This is a genomic window from Promicromonospora vindobonensis (genome assembly GCF_042685865.1).
GTDB classification, from domain to species: Bacteria; Actinomycetota; Actinomycetes; order Actinomycetales; family Cellulomonadaceae; genus Promicromonospora; species Promicromonospora vindobonensis.
The window spans coordinates 1360212-1383211 of record NZ_JBHUOG010000002.1 but is presented as its reverse complement, the minus strand read 5'-3'; the positions used below and the strand labels follow the sequence as shown (position 1 = coordinate 1383211).

Sequence of the window (23000 nt, the reverse complement as noted above, 5' to 3'; positions counted from 1 at the left end):
GTGCTCACCGGCACTTCGAGGACTGAGCCTCATGGAGGATCACGAGAGTAGGACGGATCATGGACTTCTGGGACTTCTTCTGGCTGATGGTCTTCAGCTTCTTCTTCCTGGCGTATCTCATGGTGCTCTTCCAGGTGATCGCGGACCTGTTCCGCGACAAGGAGCTCTCGGGATGGTGGAAGGCCCTGTGGATGGTCTTCCTCATCTTCCTGCCGGTGATCACCGCCTTCGTCTACCTCATCGCCCGCGGGCGGGGAATGGCGCGGCGTCAGGTCGAGATGGTCTCGCAGGCGCGTCACGAGACCGAGAGCTACATCCGCGAGGTGGCCACCGCGTCACCCGCCGACCAGATCACGAGTGCCAAGGCCCTCCTGGACACCGGCACCATCACGCCGGCGGAGTACGAGAGGCTCAAGACGAAGGCGCTGGCCTGACCGGCCGAGCTCATGGCCCTGGCCTTCCTGTGGGGCGCGGTCGGCGCGGCGGCACTGCTCGTCGGCGCCCTGGTCGCGTACGCCGGGGCACCGAGCCGCCGGTTCATCGCGGTGGTCATGGCGCTCGGTGCCGGCCTGCTCATCGGGTCGGTCGCCTTCGAGCTGGTCGACGAGGCGGTCAAGACGGCGTCGGTGGCTCAGGTCGGGCTCCTCACCCTGCTGGGGGCCGCGACCTTCACCGCAGGTGACTGGTGGCTGAGCCGCCGCGGTGGCGGCGAGCGCAAGGACGCGAGCGGTGCCCAGGCAACTGGGGCACCGCTCGCGATCGTGTTCGGGTCGGTGCTCGACGGCATCCCCGAGTCGTTCGTCCTCGGCCTGACGGTGCTCGAGGGCAACGTCAGCGTCGCTCTGCTCGCCGGCGTCATCCTCAGCAACTTCCCCGAGGGGCTGTCCTCGTCGAGCGGGCTGCGTGCCGCCGGCTGGACCAGGTCACGGGTGCTGTGGATGTGGTCGGCCGTGGTGCTCGTCGCCGCGGTGAGCGCCGCACTCGGCTACCTGCTCCTCGACCCGGCCGGCGGCGACCGCACAGGAGCCCTCGCCCAGGGGTTCGCGGCCGGCGCGCTCCTCGCGATGGTCTCGAACACCCTGCTGCCCGAGTCGTACCGGGTCGAGGGCGTGGCGACCGGCTCACTGGTCGCGGTCGGCTTCGCCGTCTCCCTGATGCTGTCCGCGATCTGACCGCCCTTCCCCGCCCGCAGCGGGCAGAGATGCGGGTGGGGAAGGGCGGTGCCAGCGTGGACATGGCGCCCCACCCACGACACGAGGAGCGGACGATGAGAGCAGTCACGTGGCAGGGCCGGGAGAACGTCAGTGTCGAGACGGTCCCCGACCCGCGGATCGAGGAGCCGAACGACGCGATAGTGCGGGTGACCTCTACGGCTGTCTGCGGGTCCGACCTGCACCTCTACGGTGTGCTCGGAGCGTTCCTCGACGCCGGTGACGTGCTCGGGCACGAGGCGATGGGCGTGGTCGAGGAGGTCGGCCCGCAGGCGGGCGGCCTCCGGGTCGGCGACCGCGTCGTGGTGCCCTTCGGGATCGCCTGCGGGACGTGCTGGATGTGCCGTCGCGGCCTGCAGTCGCAGTGCGAGACGACCCAGGTCACCGCCCAGGGCAGCGGGGCCGCCCTGTTCGGCTACACCAAGCTGTACGGGCAGGTGCCGGGTGGTCAGGCGGAGTACCTGCGGGTGCCGCAGGCGCAGTACGGCCCCGTCGTCGTACCGGACGACGGGGCGCCGGACGAGCGGTACCTGTACCTCTCGGACGTGCTGCCCACCGCCTGGCAGGCGGTCGAGTACGCGCAGGTGCCCGACGGCGGATCGGTGGTGGTGCTCGGGCTCGGCCCGGTCGGCCAGATGGCGGCCCGGGTCGCCACCCACCGCGGGGCAGGCCTCGTCATCGGGGTGGACCTGGTGCCGGAGCGGCTCGCGATGGCGGCTCGGCACGGCGCCACCGTCATCGACTCAGGGCGGCAGGACGACGTCGTCGGGGCGGTCAAGGACCTCACCGAGGGGCGCGGCCCGGACGCCGTGATCGACGCGGTCGGCATGGAGGCGCACGGCTCGCCGGTCGCCGAGACCATGCACAAGACAGCAGCCGTGCTGCCCGACGCCGTGGGCAGACCGCTGGTCGAACGGGCGGGCACCGACCGGCTGGCCGCCCTGCTCACGGCGATCGAGCTCGTGCGCCGCGGTGGTGTGCTCTCCATCTCGGGCGTCTACGGGGGCGCGAAGGACCCGCTGCCGATGCTGCGCCTGTTCGACAAGCAGGTGACCATCCGGCAGGGACAGGCCAACGTGCGGCACTGGACCGACGGCCTGCTGCGGCTCGCGGCCGACCCCGCCGACCCGCTCGGCGCGCTCGACCTGCGGACCCACCGCTGGCCGCTCGAGCGCGCCGCCGAGGCGTACGCGATGTTCCAGCGCAAGGAGGACGGCTGCGTGAAGGTGGTGCTCGACCCGGCGGCCTGAGTGCCGTCACGCCGCCGCGTCGGCCGCCGTCCGCAGGTCCGCGACCAGCGCGTCGAACTCCGCGCCGTACGACGCCCGGTCCCGCAGCCGCAGCAGCGCCGAGGGGTGCGTGGTGACCACCACGTCGTGCGTCTCGCCGTCCAGCACCTGCCCGCGCTCGGCGCCGATCCGGACCTCGTGCCCCAGCACGGCCCGGGCCGCCGTCGCGCCCAGTGCGACCACGACGCGCGGCCGCACTGCCGAAAGCTCCGCCTCCAGCCACGGCACGCAGGCCCGGATGTGCGCGACATCCGGCTTCTTGTGCAGCCGCCGCTTGCCGCGCTCGGTGAACCGGAAGTGCTTGACGGCGTTGGTCACGTACACCTGCTCCGCGTCCAGGCCCGCGGCCTCCAGCGCCTCCGCAAGCACCCGCCCCGCCGGGCCGACGAACGGCTCACCCTCGCGGTCCTCGCGGTCGCCCGGCTGCTCGCCGACCAGCACCACCGCTGCGTCGTCCGGCCCGGACGAGAAGACCGCCTGGGTCGCCGGACCCCACAGCTCGCAGCCACGGCAGTCGTGCACCGCCTGCGCCAGCTTGTCGACACGGGCGCTCGCGGGAACCCACTCCTCCGCGCCCGGGCGGGCGGGCTTGCGGCCGGCAGCGGCGGCAGGTGACACGGTCGACCTCCTCGGTGTCCTCGTCACCAGCCTGTCCCGACCCCGGTCCGCTCGCTACGCGAAGGTCGGACGGGCGCCGAGCGCATATGACACTCGACGCATAGCGGACTGCGACATCTCGGGTGACTATGGCCCCGTGCCGATAGTGACTGGTCAGCAGGGTGGGGCAGGGGCCCCGAGAGCGGACGCCGGGGTAGCCGGTGTGGACATCGGCGGCACGGGTTCGCGCCTGCGGGTCAGCACGGGGCCGGGTAGCCGGTCCTACGAGGTCACGGGGCCGCCTGCCGGCGTCGTCGCCGGGCGCTCGACCGTGCCGGACGTGGTGCGAGGCCTGTGCCGTGGGTTCGCCGCGGAGTTCGGTGGGCGTCCGCGGGTGGCGGCCGCCGCCGTCGGGATGCGCGGGTTCCGGTCGCAGACGCAGGCGGGGAGCCTCGACCCCAACCTCGTGCACGACATCCTCGCCGAGGAGCTGCGCACCAGCTCGACCGCCGTGTCGAGCGATGCCGTCACGGCGCACCTGGGTGCCCTCGGCTCGGGGCCTGGCGCCACGCTCGCCGTCGGGACCGGAGCGGTGGCCGTCGCGTGCGACGACGTCGGGCGGTGGCACCTCGCGGACGGGATGGGGCCGCACGTCGGCGACAACGGCGGCGGCGCGTGGATCGGCCGGCGCGGGCTGGACGCCGCGGCGCGGTCGATGGACGGTCGCCGGGTGGGGGCGTCGCCGGGTCTTGTGCAGGCCGCCGAGCGGCACTTCGGGCGCAGGGAGCGGTGGGCCGCCGTCACCGACGTGTCCCTGTTCGCCGGGTTCGCGCCGCAGGTCATCAGGGCGGCGGGCAACGGGGACCTGGCGTGCCGCGAGATCCTCGACGAGGCCGCCAGGTCTCTGGCGGACGGGCTGTGCGCGGTGCTGCGCCACCCCGGGGTGGAGCCGGTGGCGGTCACCACGGGAAAGCTCCTGATGTACGCGCCGATGTTCCGGTCGATGGTGCTCCAGCACCTCCTGGAGAAGCGGGAGGACGTGCGCGTGCAGCCCAGCGCCGGCCTGCCGCTCGACGGCGCGCTGAGCCTGGCCAGGATGCTGGCCGCCCACCCGGTCGTCGTCCGGGAGCACGTCCCGCTGCTGGCCGTCCGGATCGGTGCGGCGCCCCGGCTCGACGACTCCATCACCCTGCCGCGCGTGGTGCTGCCCGTCGTCCGGCCCCTGCGGATGGAGAGCGAGCCGACGGCGTGGGCGGTCGAGGTCCGGTCGGACTTCGAGTGGTCGGCCGACCAGGTCCCCGAGGACACCCTGGTCGCCACGTCGGTCGACGCCGTCGTGCCGCTGACGGGCGCGCGCCTCGTGGTCGGTCGCGCGTCGCGCACCCGCGGCGTCGTGCCCGACATCGTCTGCGACGACAGCGGCGTGTCCCGCCGGCACTGCGAGATCGCCTGGGTGGAGGGCGGCTGGAGCGTCATCGACCTCGGGTCGGCCAACGGCACGTACGTCGCAGGGCGCGGTGAGGCCGTCCCCGTAGAGCCGCTGCGGCAGGGGGAGCGACGCTGGCTGTCCGACGGCGACCGCATCTACGTGGGAGGCTCGACCTGCTTCACGGCGCGGGCGGTCACCGCGAACGTGCGGTGAGCCGGCCGCGCGGCGTCGGCGGGCCGATTCACCTGGACCGTTCCCGGCGCGGCTCCTAGGTTGGCGGCATGTCCGGAACCGAGCTCGCCCGTGCGTACTGGGCCGACGTCGTCCGCCCGATCCTGGAGCGCACGCTGCCCGAGGTGCCGAGGGCGGCAGGCCAGCTCGGCACCGGCTCGGACGTGCTGGGGCTCGACGACGACACCTCCCGAGACCACGACTGGGGGCTGCGGCTCACGCTGCTCGTCCCGGCCGACCGGGTGGGCGAGGTCGACGAGCTCCTTGCGGCGTCGCTCCCGGCCGCCTACCAGGGCTGGCCGACGGCGTTCCCGCTCACCTGGGACCCGGCGGCCCGGCACCGGATCGAGGTCGCGGCGCCGGACGGCTTCGTCCGGTCCCGCACGGGGCTCGACGTCGGCGCCGGTCTGAGCGTGCCGGACTGGCTGTCGCTCACGGGCCAGTCCGTCCTGGAGGTGACGGCAGGGCCGGTGTTCGAGGACACGGCCGGCGCGATCACCGCGCTGCGCGAACGGCTCGCCTGGTACCCGCACGACGTGTGGCTCCACGTGCTCGCGGCCGACTGGACACGGATCGGGCAGGAGCTGCCGTTCGTGGGCCGCACCGGGCAGCGTGGCGACGACCTCGGCTCCCGGCTGATCGCCGCTCGGCTGGTCACGGCGCTGGTCCGGCTCGGCTTCCTGCTGGAGCGGCGCTGGCCGCCGTACCCCAAGTGGGCCGGGACGTTGTTCGGGCGGCTGCCCGTGGCGCCGTCGGTCGCCGGGCACCTGACCGACGCGCTCGCGGCACCTACCTGGCCGGAGCGGGACGCCGCCCTGCGCGCGGCGTGCGAGGCGTTGCACGAGCGGCAGCACGCCATCGGGCTGCCGGCACTGGCCGGGGCGGCCTGCGAGGACTTCTACGACCGGCCGTTCACGGGGCTGCGCGACGGTGTGGCCGGGACGCTGCGGGGCGCAATCGCCGACTCGGAGGTGCGCGCGCTGTCGCACCGCGGGGGCACCGAGCAGTGGGTCGACGACGTCGGCACACTCACCGACGAGGACCTGCGCGTCCGGCTGGCGCAGGTCCTCGTCGAGCGGCCGGGCTATGGGGCGGTCGGGGGTCAGGGGTAGACCTGAACCTCGCCGCCGTCCACGAACAGCTCGCTGCCCGTGATGAAGCTCGACTGGTCGGAGGCCAGGAAGAGCACGGCGTTGGCGATCTCGGCCGGATCGGCGGCGCGGCCCATGGGCGTGCTGCTGGCCATGCCGTCGAGCAGCGCGGCGGTCTGGCCCGGGTCCTTGGCGAGGCCGCGGAGTCCTGGGGTGTCGGTGGGCCCGGGTACCACCGTGTTCACACGCAGGCGGCGGGGCGCGAGCTCCGCCGCCCAGACCCGGCCGAACTGCCGCAGGGTCGCCTTCGTGGCGGAGTAGACGCCGAAGCCCGCGATGCCGCGGCTTGCCGAGCTGGAGCCCGTGAGCACGATGCTGCCGCCGTCGTTCAGCAGCGGGAGCGCCTTCTGGACCGTGAAGACGGTGCCGCGCACATTGATCCCGAAGGTGTGGTCGAAGGCCTCCGGGGTGAGCGTGTCCAGGGGCTGGTCGGCCTCTCCGCCGCCCGCGTTCGCGAAGAGGACGTCGAGCCGGTTCCCGTCGTCGGCGATCCGCCGGAACAGGCTGTCGAGGTCGTCCAGGTCGGAGACGTCGTTCTGGACGGCGATCGCCTGGTCACCCAGCGCCTCGGCGGCGGCGGCGAGCTCCGGCTCGCGCCGCCCGGTGAGGTAGACGCGGGCGCCTTCGGCGACGAAGCGTTTCGCTGAGGCGAGCCCGATGCCGGAGGTTCCGCCGGTCACCAGGACGGTCTTGTTGGTCAGCTGACCCATGACTGTTCTTCCTCTGCGGTGTGGTGCTCGGAGCGTGCTGAGGCTGGGTGTCCGTCCGGTCGCGGGTGCCCCACCACTTTTTCTTGACCGGTCGGTCCAGATTAGGTGTGCTGGACCGGCCGGTCAAGAATCACTATCCTGGGGGCATGGCGAGGCCGAGGCAGTTCGACGAGGACGCGGTGCTGCGCGCGGTCTGCAACCAGTTCTGGGACTCGGGCTACGCGGCCACCTCGATGCAGGACCTCATGCGGGTGAGCGGCCTGGGCAAGGGCAGCCTCTACGCCGCCTTCGGGGACAAGCACGAGCTCTTCCTCCGGGTGCTGCGCCGGTACGTGGAGTCGCTCGACCTCGGACTGCGCCGGTCCCTCGACTCCGCGCCGCGCGCTGTCGACGCGCTGCGGTCCTTCCTGATGGGGTCGGTGGGCGACCCCGACGGCGTGTCCGCGCGGCGCGGCTGCCTGCTCGCCAACAGCACCACCGAGCTGGCGTCCGCCGACCCCGTCGTCGCGGCGGAGGCGCGGCAGGCGTACGAGGGAACGACGGCGCTCCTGGCCGAGTGCGTGGTGCGGGCGCAGGCCGAGGGCGACGTGCCGGCCTCCGCCGACCCGGACGGCACCGCACGGGCGCTGCTCGCCGCGCAGCAGGGCCTGACCTTCATGGGCCGCAGCGGGATGGACATCGGGACGCTGTCGGCGACGGCGCGTTCGCTCGCGGCCCAGCTCCTGCCCGCCATCCCCGGCGGCCCGTCCGACACCCCGTCCGACATCCCGTCCGACACCCCGTCCGACATCCCGGCGGGCTGAACCGCGCGGGCCTGGCCTGTGCACGACGGGACGGTGGACGTCCGTGGTCCCACGTACCCTGAGCGGCGATGATTACTCGTGCAGAGGGTGCTTACCTCGGTGCGCTCCGCGCCTTCCAGGAGCCGATGCTGGACCTGCTCCACCGCAGGTACGCCCCGCTCGTCGTGTCGCTGCTCTCGCTCGTGTTCACGCCGGAGCGCCCGACGGTTCCCGTGGCGGAGGCCCATACCGAGATCGGTGACGCCCTGGACCAGCTGCGCGCCCAGGGATACGAGCTGAACGCGGACGGCACGAGGGCGATCCCGCTCGGCAGTGCGCGGGAGCTGTGCCGGCAGTGGTCCGACGTCGGCTGGCTGAAGCGTCAGATCGTCGACGGCGACGTCGAGGTCTACCAGCTCTCGGCGCACGCCGTCGGGGCGCTGGAGGTCGCCGGGCGGGCCGGCGGAACGCGGGCCCGGGTCTCGGAGTCGCGGGTCCGGACGCTGCTGGACGCGGTGGAGCGGCTGGCGCAGGACGCAGACCCCGACGTGGCGGTCCGCATGGCCCGCCTCCAGGCGCAGATCGACCGGCTGCAGGCCGAGCTGCTGCGGCTCGACCGGGGCGGCGAGGTCGACGAGGTCGACGACGAGGAGCTGCTGGAGGAGGCGGAGAACGTCCTGCACCTGGTGCGCGAGCTGCCGGCGGACTTCGCGCGCGTCGCGGAGTCGATCAAGGCGATGCAGCGGGACGTGGTGACCGCGCTCCGCCAGGACGAGCGGCCCTCCGGCGACGTGCTGCGCGAGTACCTGGAGCGCGGCGAGCAGGTGATGACGACCACGCCGGAGGGCAGGGCCTTCGCCGGCGCCCTGCGGCTGATCGGCGACCCGCAGCGGATCGACGAGCTGTCGCTCCAGCTCGACACGGTGCTGCGCCACCGCTTCACGGGGCGGCTGCCGGGGCAGCAGCGCACCGAGCTGCGCGATGTCGGGCGGCGGATCGAGCAGGGCGTCGCCGAGGTCATCAAGGCCCAGCGCCAGGCCTCCCACGTCATCACGACCCAGGTGCGCAACCACGACCCGCTCCGTGACCGGCAGGTCGACGAGCTGCTGCGCGAGGTCATGATCAGCTTCCAGGCGTGGGTGCCGACGACGCGACGGGGCCAGGAGGTCGACCCGCTGCGCAGGCTGCCCGTCGCGGACATCGCGCACCTGCGTCAGTCGACGAGCGACCTGAGCCCGCCGCAGCCGCCGGCCCCGCTGCAGGCACCGGACGACGGCGCGGACACCGACCTGGAGGACGGCGCCCGCGAGTGGGGCGGCCCCCACTACGCCGAGCTGCGCGAGCACCTCGCCGCGTTCGCCGCTGTGCCCACCACCGACGGCGACGGCGGCCGCACGGACCTCGCCGCGGTGTTCAGCGCCGCACCCGTGGCGATCCGGCGGCCGGTGGACCTGCTCGGGCTGCTGGAGCTCGCGGACCATCAGGGCATGACCGAGACCGACCAGGTGGCGGTCGTCGAGGCGATCCGGCCCGACGGCTCGCGGCGGCGGTTCGCGTTCGGCGGCGTCACGGTGCGGACGGCGGCAGATACCGAGCAGGACACGAAGCAGGGCACGAAGCAGGACACGAAGCAGGGCACGAAGCAGGGCACGAAGCAGGACACGAAGCAGGACACGAAGCAGGGCACCGAGCTGGATACCAAGCTGGACACCGAACGACGCACGAAGGAAGACGCAGATGAGTGAGACCGCCGTCGAGGAGTACGTTGCAGAGGCCGACGGCGGGTTCATCGAGCCGGTGCCGATGGAGGAGGATCCGGAGCAGCTGTTCGCCGGCGATTCGGGAACGCTGGACGCAGCGGTGCGCCGGGTGCTGGTCCGGCTGCTGCGGGGCAGGTTCCTCGTCGCGGACCGGAACCCGGCGCAGTGGCGGACCCTCCTGGAGAACCAGCACGTGATCGAGTCCCGGCTGCACGACCTGTTCGTCCACCTCGTCGTGGACCACGACCGGGGGATCGCGTACAAGAAGCAGGTCCGCTCCGCCGAGCTGGACGTCCCGATCCTGTTGAAGGACGACCCGTACACCCGTGCGGAGACGCTGGTCCTGGTCCATCTGCGCACGGTCTTCCAGCGGGAGCAGGGTGCGGGGGAGGCCTCGGCCCGGGTGGACGTCGAGGAGGTCGAGCAGACGGTGCTGACGTTCTTCGACCCGGACGACAAGAACCTGGCCGCGCGGCAGACGGAGATCCGCACCGCCGTCCGGCGGCTGGAGAAGGAAGGGCTCATCGAGGAGGAGTCCGAGGGCCGATTCCGCGTCACGCCGCTGGTCGAGATCGTGCTCAGCAACGAACGGCTCGGCGAGCTGCGCGAGTGGCTGCGTGCGCAGAACCAGCAGAACCAGCAGAACCAGGAGAACCAGCGATGACGATGATCGACACCCTGTTCGGGATGATCCCCGCGGCGTCGACCGGCCAGCAGTGGGTCGCGCGTGACCTCCAGCTCGTCAACTGGGGCGGCTACGACGGCCTCCACCAGGTGCGCCTGGCTACGACGGCGACCCTGCTCTCCGGCGGCTCCGGCTCCGGCAAGTCGACGCTGATGGACGCCTACATCGCGCTCCTCATGCCGCACACCACGCCGTTCAACGGCGCGTCCAACGGCAGTGTCGTCGGGCGGCCGCGCGGCAAGGACCAGCGCAACATCCTGTCCTACGCGCGCGGCAAGATCGACGAGTCCCGGACCGACGACGGCCCCCGCCAGCGCGTGCTGCGGGGCGACGGCAGGGACACCTGGTCGGCCATCGCGATGACGTGGGTGGACCAGTCCGGCACCCAGTTCACCGCCGTCCGCGCCTGGTACGTCCCGTCCGCCGCACGCACCCTCGAGGAGGTCGTCCCGCTGCGGGCCACGCTCGACGGCCCTTTCGACCTGCGCGACCTGGAGCGGGCCGCCGCCCAGCGGCTGGCCCGTACCGAGGTCACTGCGGCCGGGCTGACGTGCTTCGACACCGACCGGGAGTTCACGGCGCGCCTGCACTCGACGCTCGGCATCGGCGCGTCGGGCGACGGCAACAAGGCGGTGGCGCTGCTCGGCCGCATCCAGGCCGGCCAGCAGATCACCACGGTGGACGCCCTCTACAAGGCCATGGTCCTGGAGGAGCCGGAGACCCTGGCCAAGGCGGACGAGGTGGTCGAGCACTTCGACAAGCTCGCGGGCACCCGTGAGCAGATGATCACGGCCCGCCAGCAGGTGGGCGCGCTCGCGCCGATCCGCGGCTATCACGCGGCCGTCGAGGGAGCGGTCGAGCGGCTGCGGGTCATCGACGAGATCGGCTCCTTCGCGGACGCCGCGTCGCCGGCGGCGCTGTGGCGCAACGGGCGGCGGCTCGGCCTGCTGCGCGCCGTCGAGCACGACCTGCAGACCGAGCACCGGACGGCATCGGGGCGCGCCGAGGAGACCAGGGTCCGGATCACCGCGGCGAAGTCCGAGCTGGACGGCGTGCTGGAGACGCTCCGCGCGTCGGGCGGCGACCGGCTGGCGACCGCGCAGCGCGAGCTCAAGAGCGTCGACTCGCGGCTGGCCGAGGTCGAGCGAGCCCGCGGCCGGCTGGACGACGCCCTGGGCGTGCTGGAAGCGGAGGCCACCTCGGAGGCGGAGTTCTCGGCGGTGGCTGCCCGTGCAGGCGCGGCCCTGGCCGACGTCGGGACGAAGAAGGCAGCGCGCGACACGTTCGGCGAGGCGATGTCGGCGCGGAACGCCGCGCGCACCCACCTCGCGGAGCTCGAGGCCGAACGGTCGGCGGCCGCCGAGCGGCGCGGCAACATCCCCGACCACCTGCACCGGGCGCGTGCCACGCTGGCCGAGGCCGCAGGGCTGACCCCAGAGGACCTGCCCTTCGTGGGCGAGCTCCTGGAGGTCCGCACCGAGTTCGAGCCCTGGCGTGGGGCCTTCAACCTCGCGCTGGGCGGCTTCGCGACCAAGATGCTGATCGACACGGCGCGCATCCAGGCCTTCCGCAAGGCGATCGACGCCGTCCCGACGACCACCCGGATCCGGTTCGAGGGGGTACCCACAGGGATGCGCGACGAGCTGGGCCTCGACACGCGGACCCTTCCGGGCCGGCTCGACGTCCGCGGCGGGCCTTTCGCCGGCTGGCTCAAGCACGAGCTGGCGCAGCGCTTCGCCTACGTCTGCGTGGACACGCCGGGGCAGCTCGGGCAGCACAAGATGGCGCTCACCCGGACGGGCCAGCAGTCAGAGGGCCACCGCGGCGCGCACGGCGGAAGCCTCCGGTCCAACGTGCTCGGCTTCACCAACGGCCGCGCGCTGGCCGACCTCGACGAGCGCATCGGCGAGGCACGGGAGCGGCTCGACGAGGCGGAACGCCGCGTGGCGGACGCCGACGCGCACCTGAACCGGCACGACGACGAGCTCGCCGCCTACCGCGTGGTCAGCGGCCTGACGTGGGACCAGGTGGACGTCGCCGCCGTCCGGGCTGAACGGTCCCGCTGGACGCAGGTCATCCACGAGGTCACCGCAGGCAACCCCGAGATCACGCGCCTGCGGGACCAGTCGGGCGCGCTCGAGAAGCAGATCGACGCCCTCAACCAGGACCTCGGCAAGACGACGGCGCGCGCCGACGCGCTGGAGGCGCGCTGGACCGCCGTCACCGACGACGTCGACGCCGCCCAGCAGGCGCTCGACGACGCCGAGGCCGCAGCGGTCGCCGTCGGGCCGGAGCAGCGTGCCTACCTCGACGGGCTGTTCACGGCCGCCGACGTCGACACCGCGAGCGGTGGCGCCGCCGCGGCAGCCGCGCTCGAGGCGTTCGACGGGGCGCTCCGGCAGGCCACCGAACGGCTCAAGGCGGACCGGGAAGCCGCGCAGACCGCGCTCGGCACCGCAAGGGAGGCGCTGCGCCGGACCTTCGAGAACTTCCGCGAGCGCTGGCACGACCCGAACCTGGGGACCGACCCGGAGGCGTCCTTCGGCGACTACGACCGGATCCTGACGGACCTGGAGACCAGCGGGCTCCACGAGCTCGAGGCGGACTGGCGCAACAGCCTCCTGCGGTTGTCGGGGAACGACCTGACCGACCTGTACCGGGCGCTGGCCGGCTCGGTCCGCGAGATCAAGGAGCGGATCGGCCCCGTCAACGACATCCTCGCGAACCTCCCGTTCGCCGACGACGAGCACCGGCTCCGGATCGACGCGCGCGACAACCAGTCCTCCGTGGTCGGCGCGTTCCGCAAGGAGCTGCGCAACCTGCGCGACTCGCTGACCCGCGAGGCGACGGACGCGGAGCGTGAGCGGCGGTACCTGCGGATGGCCAAGGTGATCGACCGCATCCGCCGGAACGCGCCCGACTTCGCCGACCTCGTGGACGTGCGACGGCACGTGCGGCTCAGCGCCGAGAAGGTGGACCTCGACGGCAACCACGTGGCGCACTACGACGGCATCGGGGAGAAGTCCGGCGGGGAGTCGCAGGAGCTGGTCGCGTTCATCGTCGGCGCGGCGCTGCGCTACCAGCTCGGCGACGCCGGGGCGGAGCGGCCGCGGTACGCCCCTGTGTTCCTCGACGAGGCCCTCATCAAGGCGGACGCCCGGTTCACCGGTCGCGCCGTCGGAGCCTGGCGCGGGCTCGGCTTCCAGCTCATCATCGGTGCGCCCAACGACAAGTACAGCGCCCTGGAACCGCACGTCGACCTGAAGTACGTGGTCCTCAAGGACGCCTCGGGCCGGTCGCGGACGAAGGCGGTGGCGGGGGTCGCCGAGTCCGCCGGCTAACGAGAGTCAGGCGCGGCCGGCAGGAAGGTCACCCGGCCGGCAGGTCTCCCGGCCGGAAGGTCACCCGGCCGCGCCGTCGAGCATCGGCGGGCACGTGCCGCCCGGCTCCGTCAGGAGCTCGAAGTGCCAGATCTCGTTCGAGTACACCTGGCACAGCCCGTAGTCGGTGCCGTGCTGAATCAACCAGTAGTCGCCCTCGGTCGGCCCGATGTCGACGGCCTCGCCGCTGACGTGCGCCGACTTCTCGGGCGTTGCGACGACCTTCCGAGCCTCCTCGAGGCCGCCGTGCTTCCGGACCGCCTGGTCGAGCAGCTCCTGCTGGTAGGCGGGGCTGCGCCAGCCGCTCGTGATCCAGAAGTCGATGTCGTCGGCCGCCGCGTCGGCAGCGGCCTGGCGGACGGCGTCGGCGAGCGCAGGGTCGAGCCCGGTGATCGCGGGCAGGTCGTCGTCGAGCGTCGCGGCGCCGTCGGGTATCTCGCCGCCGTCCACGCCGGTCGGGCCGGACGACGCGGAGCCCTGGGCCAGCGCGTCGTCGACCGCCTGGACCACCGGCGAGTCGGCGCGGTCGAGCAGGGGATAGATGCCGAAGAGGGCGGCCAGCAGCACGGCGGCCACCGCGAGCACGGCCGGAGTCCTGCGAGGGCTGGAGCGTCGGCGGGCGGAGGCACCCGCGTGTGCAGGGGGGAGCTGGGTGAAGTCCTGTCGGGTCATGTCCCCAGCCCATCGCGGAGGGCGTTGCCGGGACGTCTCCGTTTCTCGATACACGCCCGATACACCGCCCGATACACCGGGCGATACACCAGGCGGGCACCGTCACGGCTGCGGAACGGCTCCCGGGACGTGCGGGGTGGGCAGAAGCACCGTGACCCGGAGCCCGCCGTCGGGCCGGGGAGCGAGGGTGAGGGTGCCGTCGTGCGCCGTGGTGATGCTCTTGACGATCGCCAGGCCGAGGCCGACACCCGCGTGGTCGCCGCGGATGCGCTCGGCGCCGCGCTGGAACGGTTCGGTGAGCGTCGTGACCAGCTGTGGCGGGAGCTTCTCGCCGGTGTTCTCGACGGTGAGCACCACCGTCCCGGGGCGGACGCCGGTCGTGACCAGCACGCTGCCCTGCTCGGGGAGGTTGTGGACTATCGCGTTGTGGACGAGGTTGGTGGTCAGCTGCAGCAGGAGCGCGTACGAGCCGGCGGCGGGCGCGACGTCCCCGGAGGTCTCGATGGTGAGGCCGCGTTTCTCCGCCAGGGGGAGGAGCGTCTCGGTTGCCTCCTCCGCGATGAGGGACAGGTCGACGTGTTCCCGGACGAAGGACCGCTGATCGGCGCGGCTGAGCACGAGCAGCGCCTCGGTGAGGTCGATCGCCCGGGTGTTGACGTACCGGAGGCGGTCGACCAGCTCGCCGGCGTCGCGACCCGGATCGTTGTGGGCGACCTCGAGAAGGGTCTGGGTGATCGCCAGCGGCGTGCGTAGCTCGTGGGAGGCGTTGGCGGCGAATCTCTGCTGTTCTGCGATGTGTGCCTCGAGCCGCGCCAGCATGGCGTCGAACGTGTCGGCCAGCTCGCGGAACTCGTCCTCGGGTCCCTCGAGCTGGATCCGGTGGGACAGCGATCCGTCGGTGGCCAGGCGTGCGGCATGAGTGATGCGCCGCAGCGGGCTGAGCATGCGTCCGGCGAGGAGCCACCCGCCCAGGAGCCCGAACACCAGCAGCAACGCCAGCGCGACCAGCGCCCGCGGGAAGAAGGCGCGCTCCAGGTCGCCCTGGTTGGGGATGAACACGGAGCCGAGGCCGCCGGGTACCGAGCCACCCGGGGTGTAGATCTGCTCGGGCACGTAGCGCAGCAGGAACACCCACACCACCGCGAGCAGCAGGACGCCGGCGACCAGGAGGAACCCGGCGTAGCTGAGGGCGAGCTTGAGGCGGACGCTCGTCCCGGGCTCTCTATCCACGGTCCGCGCCCGCACGCCCGCTGCTCGGCACGTCGCCGTGCCCGTCGCCGTGCCCGTTGCCAGGCCCGTCGCCAGGCCCGGTGTCGATGCGGTAGCCGACGCCGGGCACCGTGGCGATGATCCAGGGTTCGCCGAGCCGTTTGCGCAGCGCCGAGACCGTGATGCGCACGGCGTTGGTGAAGGGGTCCGCGTTCTCGTCCCACGCCCGCTCCAGCAGCTCCTCCGCGCTGACCACGCCGCCCTCCGCCGCGACGAGCACCTCGAGCACGGCGAACTGCTTCCTGGTCAGCGCGACGTAGCGGCCGTCCCGGTAGACCTCCCGGCGGAATGGGTCCAGCCGGAGCCCTGCGATCTCGCTGACCGGGGGCCGGGCGTGCGCGCGCCTGCGGTCGAGCGCCCGCAGGCGGAGGACGAGCTCGCGGAGCTCGAACGGCTTGGTGAGGTAGTCGTCGGCGCCGAGCTCGAACCCGGAGGCCTTGTCGTCGATCCGGTCGGCGGCGGTCAGCATGAGGATCGGGATGCCGCTGCCGGACGCGACGATGCGCCGGGCGACCTCGTCGCCGGACGGCCCGGGGATGTCGCGGTCGAGGACCGCGAGGTCGTAGGAGTTGATGCTCAGGAGCTCCAGGGCGGAGTCGCCGTCGCCGGCGATGTCGGCGGCGATGGCCTCCAGCCGTAGTCCGTCCCGGACGGCTTCGGCCAGGTAGGGCTCGTCCTCCACGATCAGCACGCGCATACGTGCAGCCTAGGTCGCGGGTGCCGCGCGCGGCCCGGTCCCGGCCGCCCGGGGCAGCGATCGCCACCAGGGGCGGGAGACCAGCGCGGCCAGCCCGGCGCCGGCGGCGTTGAGCAGCACGTCGTCCACCGAGGACACGCGGTCCAGTCGCAGGACGTACTGCGTGACCTCGATCAGGACCGAGCAGCCCGCCGCGAGCGCCAGCACCCGTGGCACCGACCGCAGCGCCGCGAACCGCAGCGGGGCGAGCGCCCCGAGGGCCGCGAACACCAGCAGGTTGCCGATGATCCCGCCGGTTCCCATCGTGACCAGGTCCTGCAGCGGGACCAGGCTCAGCCGTCCGGGGACGACGCCGGCCCCGCTGCCGGGCAGCATCGTGACCCACACCCACGGCACCGTCCCGTAGACGGTGCCGACCTCGGCCAGCGACCTTCGCCACGCCGCCGTCGTGCCGAGGGTGCGACGGCGGCGTCGGGCGAGCGCCCACGCCACGAGCGCGGCCACCGGCAGCGCGGCGAGCGTGAGGAGGGCGATGCCGTTGAACGTGCCGACCCAGGTCTGCCAGTCCGCCGTGCGCAGCGGCACGGACAGCATCCGCAGCACCATCCCGACCGGGAAGAACAGGACGATCGCCAGACCGAGGACCGCCAGGCCGGCAAGCACGGGCCAGCGGGCGGTGGGGGCAGGCTCTGCCGGTGGCGCGTCGTGGCTCATACCGCGAGTGAAGGGCGTGGCCTGTTGCGGTGGCGTATGTGGTTTTCGATACGCCGACGATACGCGGGATGTGGTGCAGGGCCGGGGCGCTGAGCCTCCCGGCGTGACCTCCGGGCGAGCGCGGCTCATCCCGCCTACCGTGTAGGCCGACGGACCACCGAGCGACGGAGGCACAGTGCATTCCCATCTCCCCGGACCGGGCCGCCGCACCCTGGTGAGCACCTATCGCCTGCAGCTCGGGCCCGGCCTGACGTTCGCGGATGCCGAGAAGGTGCTGCCGTACCTCGACACGCTCGGGGTCACTGACCTGTATCTCTCGCCGGTCCTGCAGGCGGCGCCGGGGTCCACGCACGGGTACGACGTCGTCGACCACACCCGGATCAGCGAGACGATCGGCGGCCGGGAAGGGCTGGAACGGCTCGCGGCCGCTGCGCACACGCGGGGGATGGGCGTCGTCCTCGACGTCGTCCCGAACCACATGGCGGTCCCGACACCGGCCTGGCACAACCGCGCCCTGTGGTCCGTGCTGAAGCACGGGCCCGACTCGCCGTACGCGAGCTGGTTCGACGTCGAGCTCGCCGAGGGTGGGGGGCTGCTCATGCCGGTGCTGGGCGCACGGGTCGGGACGGTGCTCGCCGCGGGGGAGCTGGTGCTCGACCACACCGTCGTGCCCGGTGACGGCAGCGCCGGGAGCGGCGAGGAGCAGCCCGTCCTGCGCTACTACGACCACCTGTTCCCCGTCCGGCCCGAGACGGAGCACCTGCCGCTCGCGGAGCTGGTGGGCCGCCAGCACTACCGGCTCGCGTACTGGCGCGTGGCCGACGAGGAGCTCAACTACCGGCGCTTCTTCGACGTCGGCTCCCTCGCGGGCATCCGCGTCGAGGACGAGCACGTCTTCGACGCCACGCACGCGCTGCTGCTCGAGCTCTTCCACGCTGGCGTGGTCGACGGGTTCCGGATCGACCACCCCGACGGGCTGGCCGACCCCCGCGGCTACCTGCGACGGCTGGGGGAGGCGACCGGCGGGGCGTGGGTCGCGGCAGAGAAGATCCTCGAGGAGGACGAGGAGCTGCCCGACGACTGGCCCGTCGCCGGGACCACGGGCTACGACACGGCGTGGCGGCTGCACGCCCTGCAGGTCGACCCCGACGGCGGCGCCCCGCTCGCACGCCTGATGCACGAGGTGACCGGTGAGCACACCACCCTCGACGACGTCGTCGAGCAGGCCAAGCGGCAGATCGTCGAGACGTCGCTGTACGCGGAGACCCACCTCCTGACCACCATGCTCGCCGACATCTGCCGCGAGGACGTGCGGCTGCGCGACCACACGTTCCGCTCCCTGCAGGACTGCGTCGTCGAGCTGGTCGTCGCGTTCGGCCGGTACCGCGCCTACGTGGTGCCGGGAGCGGCGCCGCCGCCTGCGGCCGAGCGCGTCGTGCGCGAGGCGGCCGACGTCGCCGGCTCCCGGCTCGACCCGGAGCGCCACGACACGCTGGACCTCGTCGTCGACCTGGTCCTCGGGCGGGAGGCCGGATCGGCGGGGCGCCAGGACGAGGACCGGCGGGCCGAGCTCGTGGTCCGGTTCCAGCAGGTGTGCGGCGCCGTCATGGCCAAGGGCGTCGAGGACACCGCGTACTACAGGTGGACGCACCTGGTGAGCCTGTGCGAGGTCGGCGGGGCGCCGGGCCGCTTCGGCGTCGGGCCCGACGAGGTCCACGAGCATGCGCGACGCACCGCCGAGTCGTGGCCCGCGACCATGACCGCCGGCTCGACGCACGACACCAAGCGCGGCGAGGACGTGCGCTCGCGCACCGGGGCGCTCGCCGCGCACACGGACGCCTGGACCACGCTCGTGCGGCGCCTGCGCGAGGCCACCACGGCCGCGCGCCCCGCCGACCTCGACGGCCGCACCGAGAACCTGCTCTGGCAGACGCTCGCGGGCACCTGGACCGAGGCGGGCCCGATCGAGGCCGACCGCCTCACCGCGTACCTCGTCAAGGCGGCGCGCGAGCAGAAGGCATGGACCACCTGGACCGCACCGGACGAGACCCGCGAGGAGGGCCTGGTGCGGTACGCGACCGACCTGCTCACCCACCCGGACGTCGTCGCAGGGTTTACCGAGTGGGTCGGGCAGGTGGCGCCCACCGTCCGGCGCTCGGTGCTCGCGACCAAGCTGCTCCAGCTCACCCTGCCCGGCGTCGCCGACGTCTACCAGGGCACCGAGGTCACGGGGACCTCCCTGGTCGACCCCGACAACCGGCGCCCCGTCGACCTGGAGGCGCTCGCTGCCACGCTCGCCGCGCTCGACGCGGGCCGCGCCCCGTCGGGCCTCGCCGAGGAGAAGCTGGCGCTCACGGCCGCCGCGCTGCGCGTCAGGCGGACCCACCCCGGCGCGTTCGTCGGCGAGGACGCGGGCTACGACCCGTTGCCCGTGACCACGGGCCGCGCGCTGGCGTTCGCCCGGACGGACGCGGCAGGTCCGCGGGTCGCGGTCGTCGCGACACGGCTCGGTGACGCGCCCGGCCTGGCAGAGGCGACGGTCGTGCTGCCAGAGCCGAACGCGGGCGAGGCGTGGCGGTCCGTGCTCACTGGCTCGCCCGTCGACGGCGGCGCCGCGCTCCTCGGCGAGCTGCTCGGCTCCTGGCCCGTCGCCCTGCTCGTCGCGGAACCCGCCGGTCCTGCCCCCGGGGGCCGGGCGACGGCGGACGGAGCGACCGCGTGACCGCGCCACCGCGCGTCTGGGCACCGCGCGCGGCCCGCGTCGACCTCGTCCTCCCGGCCGTCGGCACCACGGAACCCATGACCGCCTACGACGGCGGCTGGTGGGCGTCACCGCGCCCCGTGCCCCCGGGCACCGACTACGCGTTCTCGCTCGACGGCGGCCCGCCGCGCCCCGACCCACGCAGCCCCCGGCAGCCGTCGGGCGTGCACGGCCCGTCGCGCACGTTCGACGCCGCGGCCCACCCCTGGACCGACGCCGCCTGGCCCGGCCGCGACGTGCTCGGCGCCGTCACCTACGAGCTGCACGTCGGCACCTTCACGCCGGAGGGCACCCTTGACGCCGTCATCGGCCGCCTGGACCACCTGGTCGACCTCGGCGTCGACGTCGTCGAGCTCATGCCGGTCGCCGCGTTCGGCGGGGAGCACGGCTGGGGCTACGACGGCGTCGCACTCTGGGCCGTGCACGAGCCCTACGGCGGCCCGGCCGCCCTGCAGCGCTTCGTGGACGCCGCGCACGCCCGCGGGCTCGCCGTCTGCCTGGACGTCGTCGACAACCACCTCGGCCCGTCCGGCAACTATCTCGCCGAGTTCGGCCCCTACTTCACGGACCGGCACCACACGCCGTGGGGCGCCGCCGTGAACCTCGACGGCGACGGCTCCGCCGAGGTCCGGGCCTTCGTCATCGACAAGGCGCTGCGGTGGTTCCGCGACTTCCACGTCGACGCGCTGCGCCTCGACGCCGTCCACGCGCTCGTCGACGACTCGCCACGACACCTGCTGGCCGAGCTGGCCGACGCCGTCGCGGCGCTCGCCCACGAGATCGGACGACCGCTCTCGCTCGTCGCCGAGTCCGACGCCAACGACCCCCGCACCGTCACGCCCACCGGCGAGACGTTCGAGGGCCGCCCCGGGCACGGTATGACCGCCCAGTGGGCCGACGACGTCCACCACGCGCTGCACGCCCTCCTCACCGGCGAGCGGCAGGGCTACTACGTCGACTTCGGCGCCCCCGAGACGCTCGCCAAGGCCCTCACCGACGCCTTCGTGCACGACGGCGGCCGGTCCACCTTCCGCGACCGGCCCTGGGGCGCGCCCGTGCCGCCCGACCTCGACCGACGCCGCTTCGTCGTCTGCTCCCAGAACCATGACCAGGTCGGCAACCGGGCGCTCGGCGACCGGCCCTCCCGCGTGCTCGAGCCCGGGGCGCTCGCGGTGAGCGCGGCGGCGGTGCTGCTCGGGCCGTTCACGCCGATGCTGTTCATGGGCGAGGAGTGGGGCGCGACCACGCCGTTCCTGTACTTCTCGGACCACGAGGAGCCGGACCTCGCCGCGGCGGTCTCGCGCGGCCGCGCCGAGGAGTTCGGTGGCCACGGCTGGGCCGAGCTGTACGGGGCCGACGTCGAGGTGCCGGACCCCCAGGCACGCGAGACGTTCGAGGCGTCCCGGCTCGACTGGGCGGAGGCCCGCTCCGCACGCGGGCGCCGGATGCTCGACCTGTACCAGGCGCTGGTCCGGCTCCGGCACACCGAGCCGGCGGTCGTGTCGGGGGAGCGGCGGGTCACGACGGTGCGGCTCGAGGACAGGGCGGTCGTGCTCACGCGCGGTGCGGTCGATGGCGGTGGCCGGGTCGACGTGGTGCTGGCGCTGCGGGAGGGGCCGGTGGAGGTGGTGGTCGAGCACGACGGCGGGCCACCGCGGCTCGTGCTCGACTCCGCGGTGCTGCTCGGGACCGGCTCGGCGCGGACGGAGGGCCTCCCTGGCGCGACCACGGTGACGGTGCCGGGACCGGGCGTCGTCGTGCTGCGGCAGGACGCGGGCGGCGGGTAGTCGGGAGTCAGCTCGCCTGGGTGGCGTGCAGGGTCGCGTACCGGCCACCACGCGCGACCAGGGCGTCGTGCGTGCCCTGCTCCACGATGCGGCCGTGCTCCAGCACGACGATGCGGTCGGCCTGCCGGATGGTGGAGAGCCGGTGCGCGACGACGAGGGTGGTGCGCCCCGCCATCAGGCGGCTGAGCGCCTCCTTCACCAGCGTCTCCGACTCGGTGTCCAGGGCGCTGGTGGCCTCGTCGAGCAGCAGGATGCGCGGGTCGCGCACCAGGGCGCGGGCGATCGCGATGCGCTGCCGCTGGCCGCCCGACAGCCGGGCCCCGCGCTCGCCGACGACGGTGTCCCACCCCTGCGGCTGCGCGTCCACGAAGTCCAGCGCGTTGGCGTCCCGGAGCGCGGCACGCACGACGTCGTCGGGCGCGTCCGGGAGCCCGTAGGTGACGTTGTCGCGGATGGTGCCCTCGAACAGCACCGACTCCTGCGGCACCACCGAGACATGGCTGCGCACGGTGCGCAGGTCGAGCTCCTGGGCGTCGGCGCCGTCGACCAGCACGCGCCCCGACGTCGGGCGGATGAAGCCGAGCACCAGGTTCAGCAGCGTCGACTTTCCCGACCCGGACGAGCCGACGAACGCGACGGTCTCGCCCGCCGGGACGGTGAGCGTCACGTCGTGCAGGGCGTCGTCGTCGGAGCCCGGGTAGCGGTGGTGCACGTGGTCCAGCGTGAGCTCGCCCTCGACGACGTCGACGGTGCGGCGGCCCGCGTTCTCCTCGAGGTCGGGCTCCTCCAGCACCTCGGCGATCGAGCGCACGGACTCCATGCCGCGCGCCGTGACCGGGATGAGCATGAGCAGCTGGGTCAGGCCCTGGGTGAGCAGCGTGAAGTAGCTCGACAGCAGCACCACCTCGCCGGGCGTGACCGGCAGGAAGCCCGTCAGGGAGAAGATCGCGGCGAGCGCGAGGCACGTGACGCCGAGCAGCTGCATCGTCACCCACGACAGCGACGCGACGCGGCCGTTGAGCATGTCGAGGTGCAGGCCGGCGCGGCGCACGCCGTCGGCCCCGGCGGCCAGGCGCGTGACCGCCGTCTGCTCCAGGCCGTGGGCACGGGTGATCGGGATGAGCGAGGCCATCTCGCCCACCCGGGAGGCGAAGCCCTCGACCTCTCGGCGGAAGTGCTCGTTGCGGTCGCGGGACCGGCGCGCCGTCGCCCAGCGCATGCCGAGCGCGAGCGGCACGGCCAGCAGGTACACGGGCAGGAACTCGGGGACCTTGACGGCGGTCATGGTCAGGGCCCCGGCGAGCACCATGAGCGACGAGAGCAGGGGGTGCGTGACCTGCTGGAGCATGACCTCGATGTTCTCGACGTCACGCACCACCTTGGACTGCACCACGGACGAGCTCGCCCGCGTGTGGTAGCCGATCGACAGGCTCTGCAGGCGCGCGGCGAGCGCGTTGCGCAGGCCGGCGCCCGTGTCGCGCACCACCGTCATGAAGTTGCGCGTGTAGACGAGGTGGTTCGGGAAGTTCTGCAGCAGCAGGGCGGCAGCGATCGCGAACCAGATCAGGACGTCGCGCACGGGGCCGCCCGTGGCCACGATGTCGATGACGGACGCCGTGACGACCGGCAGGAACCACATCGGGATCTCTTTGAGCGTGAACGCCCCGATCGCCAGCGACATCCGGCCCGGGCGCCGGGCGAGGAGGCGCAGGATCGACCGGGCGGGTCGCGAGCTGTCGATGCGGATCTCGGAGGTAAGCGCTTTCTCGGCAGCCATGGCGCACATGCTATGCCGCTACGGGACCAGGTGCTCCGGTGGGCCGGCGCCGGGTGCCGATCCTGCCCGCGACACCGACGGCGAAATTGTCCTTGCTG

At 73.3% G+C, this 23000-nt stretch carries 18 protein-coding genes; 11 read left to right on the top strand and 7 right to left on the bottom strand.

What is annotated here, in order from left to right; genetic code table 11:
* Positions 1–59: 59 nt before the first annotated feature.
* From ACFS27_RS19460 to ACFS27_RS19450, 3 genes are all read left to right on the top strand, one after another.
* On the top strand, positions 60–434 hold the full coding sequence (locus tag ACFS27_RS19460) for a PLDc N-terminal domain-containing protein (protein WP_377186121.1): 375 nt from the start codon (positions 60–62) through the stop codon (positions 432–434).
* A 12-nt stretch (positions 435–446) separates the two neighbouring features.
* Entirely contained in the window at positions 447–1172 is a 726-nt protein-coding gene (locus ACFS27_RS19455; protein ID WP_377186119.1) for a ZIP family metal transporter, read from the top strand.
* Between the two features lie 95 nt (positions 1173–1267).
* Positions 1268–2461, top strand: coding sequence for a zinc-dependent alcohol dehydrogenase (locus tag ACFS27_RS19450; RefSeq protein WP_377186116.1), 1194 nt, complete (start codon positions 1268–1270; stop codon positions 2459–2461).
* Between the two features lie 6 nt (positions 2462–2467).
* Here the strand turns inward: ACFS27_RS19450 and ACFS27_RS19445 are convergent, their stop codons facing one another.
* Complete coding sequence (locus ACFS27_RS19445; RefSeq protein ID WP_377186114.1) at positions 2468–3118, bottom strand: UdgX family uracil-DNA binding protein; 651 nt, start codon at positions 3116–3118, stop codon at positions 2468–2470.
* Between the two features lie 136 nt (positions 3119–3254).
* On the opposite strand from ACFS27_RS19445, the gene ACFS27_RS19440 reads away from it, so the two are divergent.
* Both ACFS27_RS19440 and ACFS27_RS19435 read left to right on the top strand, forming a co-directional pair.
* Complete coding sequence (locus tag ACFS27_RS19440; protein WP_377186112.1) at positions 3255–4739, top strand: BadF/BadG/BcrA/BcrD ATPase family protein; 1485 nt, start codon at positions 3255–3257, stop codon at positions 4737–4739.
* 68 nt (positions 4740–4807) lie between these two features.
* Positions 4808–5869, top strand: a complete 1062-nt coding sequence (locus ACFS27_RS19435; protein WP_377186110.1) for a DUF4037 domain-containing protein — start codon at positions 4808–4810, stop codon at positions 5867–5869.
* On the opposite strand, the gene ACFS27_RS19430 is transcribed toward ACFS27_RS19435, so the two are convergent.
* On the bottom strand, positions 5860–6618 hold the full coding sequence (locus tag ACFS27_RS19430; protein WP_377186108.1) for an SDR family NAD(P)-dependent oxidoreductase: 759 nt from the start codon (positions 6616–6618) through the stop codon (positions 5860–5862). The genes ACFS27_RS19435 and ACFS27_RS19430 overlap by 10 nt on opposite strands.
* A 146-nt stretch (positions 6619–6764) precedes the next feature.
* Between ACFS27_RS19430 and ACFS27_RS19425 the strand changes: the two genes are divergently transcribed.
* The 4 genes from ACFS27_RS19425 (at position 6765) to ACFS27_RS19410 (ending at position 13186) form a co-directional block, all read left to right on the top strand.
* Positions 6765–7421 carry a TetR/AcrR family transcriptional regulator gene (locus ACFS27_RS19425; RefSeq protein WP_377186106.1) on the top strand — a complete coding sequence of 219 codons (657 nt, stop codon included), beginning with the start codon at positions 6765–6767 and terminating at the stop codon, positions 7419–7421.
* A 68-nt stretch (positions 7422–7489) separates the two neighbouring features.
* Positions 7490–9145: a DUF3375 domain-containing protein gene (locus ACFS27_RS19420; RefSeq protein WP_377186104.1), complete on the top strand. Its 1656-nt coding sequence runs from the start codon at positions 7490–7492 to the stop codon at positions 9143–9145.
* Positions 9138–9824: a DUF4194 domain-containing protein gene (locus ACFS27_RS19415; protein WP_377186102.1), complete on the top strand. Its 687-nt coding sequence runs from the start codon at positions 9138–9140 to the stop codon at positions 9822–9824. Before ACFS27_RS19420 ends, ACFS27_RS19415 begins: the two co-directional genes overlap by 8 nt.
* The gene (locus tag ACFS27_RS19410; protein WP_377186100.1) at positions 9821–13186 is read left to right on the top strand and encodes an ATP-binding protein; all 3366 of its coding nucleotides are present in this window, start codon (positions 9821–9823) and stop codon (positions 13184–13186) included. The genes ACFS27_RS19415 and ACFS27_RS19410 overlap by 4 nt, the downstream gene beginning before the upstream one ends.
* A 60-nt stretch (positions 13187–13246) precedes the next feature.
* Here ACFS27_RS19410 and ACFS27_RS19405 read toward each other — a convergent pair whose 3' ends face one another.
* From ACFS27_RS19405 to ACFS27_RS19390, 4 genes are all read right to left on the bottom strand, one after another.
* Complete coding sequence (locus ACFS27_RS19405; protein ID WP_377186098.1) at positions 13247–13897, bottom strand: M15 family metallopeptidase; 651 nt, start codon at positions 13895–13897, stop codon at positions 13247–13249.
* 102 nt (positions 13898–13999) lie between these two features.
* Positions 14000–15127, bottom strand: coding sequence for a sensor histidine kinase (locus ACFS27_RS19400; protein WP_377186096.1), 1128 nt, complete (start codon positions 15125–15127; stop codon positions 14000–14002).
* The gene (locus ACFS27_RS19395; RefSeq protein WP_377186094.1) at positions 15120–15863 is read right to left on the bottom strand and encodes a response regulator transcription factor; all 744 of its coding nucleotides are present in this window, start codon (positions 15861–15863) and stop codon (positions 15120–15122) included. The genes ACFS27_RS19400 and ACFS27_RS19395 overlap by 8 nt, the downstream gene beginning before the upstream one ends.
* 9 nt (positions 15864–15872) lie before the next feature.
* Complete coding sequence (locus ACFS27_RS19390) at positions 15873–16577, bottom strand: VanZ family protein (RefSeq protein ID WP_377186092.1); 705 nt, start codon at positions 16575–16577, stop codon at positions 15873–15875.
* 175 nt (positions 16578–16752) lie between these two features.
* Here ACFS27_RS19390 and treY point away from each other — a divergent pair, with 175 nt between their 5' ends.
* Complete coding sequence (gene treY / locus ACFS27_RS19385) at positions 16753–19299, top strand: malto-oligosyltrehalose synthase (RefSeq protein ID WP_377186090.1); 2547 nt, start codon at positions 16753–16755, stop codon at positions 19297–19299.
* On the top strand, positions 19296–21125 hold the full coding sequence (gene treZ, locus ACFS27_RS19380) for a malto-oligosyltrehalose trehalohydrolase (protein ID WP_377186088.1): 1830 nt from the start codon (positions 19296–19298) through the stop codon (positions 21123–21125). The genes treY and treZ overlap by 4 nt, the downstream gene beginning before the upstream one ends.
* A 7-nt stretch (positions 21126–21132) precedes the next feature.
* On the opposite strand, the gene ACFS27_RS19375 is transcribed toward treZ, so the two are convergent.
* Complete coding sequence (locus tag ACFS27_RS19375; protein WP_377186086.1) at positions 21133–22902, bottom strand: ABC transporter ATP-binding protein; 1770 nt, start codon at positions 22900–22902, stop codon at positions 21133–21135.
* Between the last annotated feature and the right edge of the window lie 98 nt (positions 22903–23000).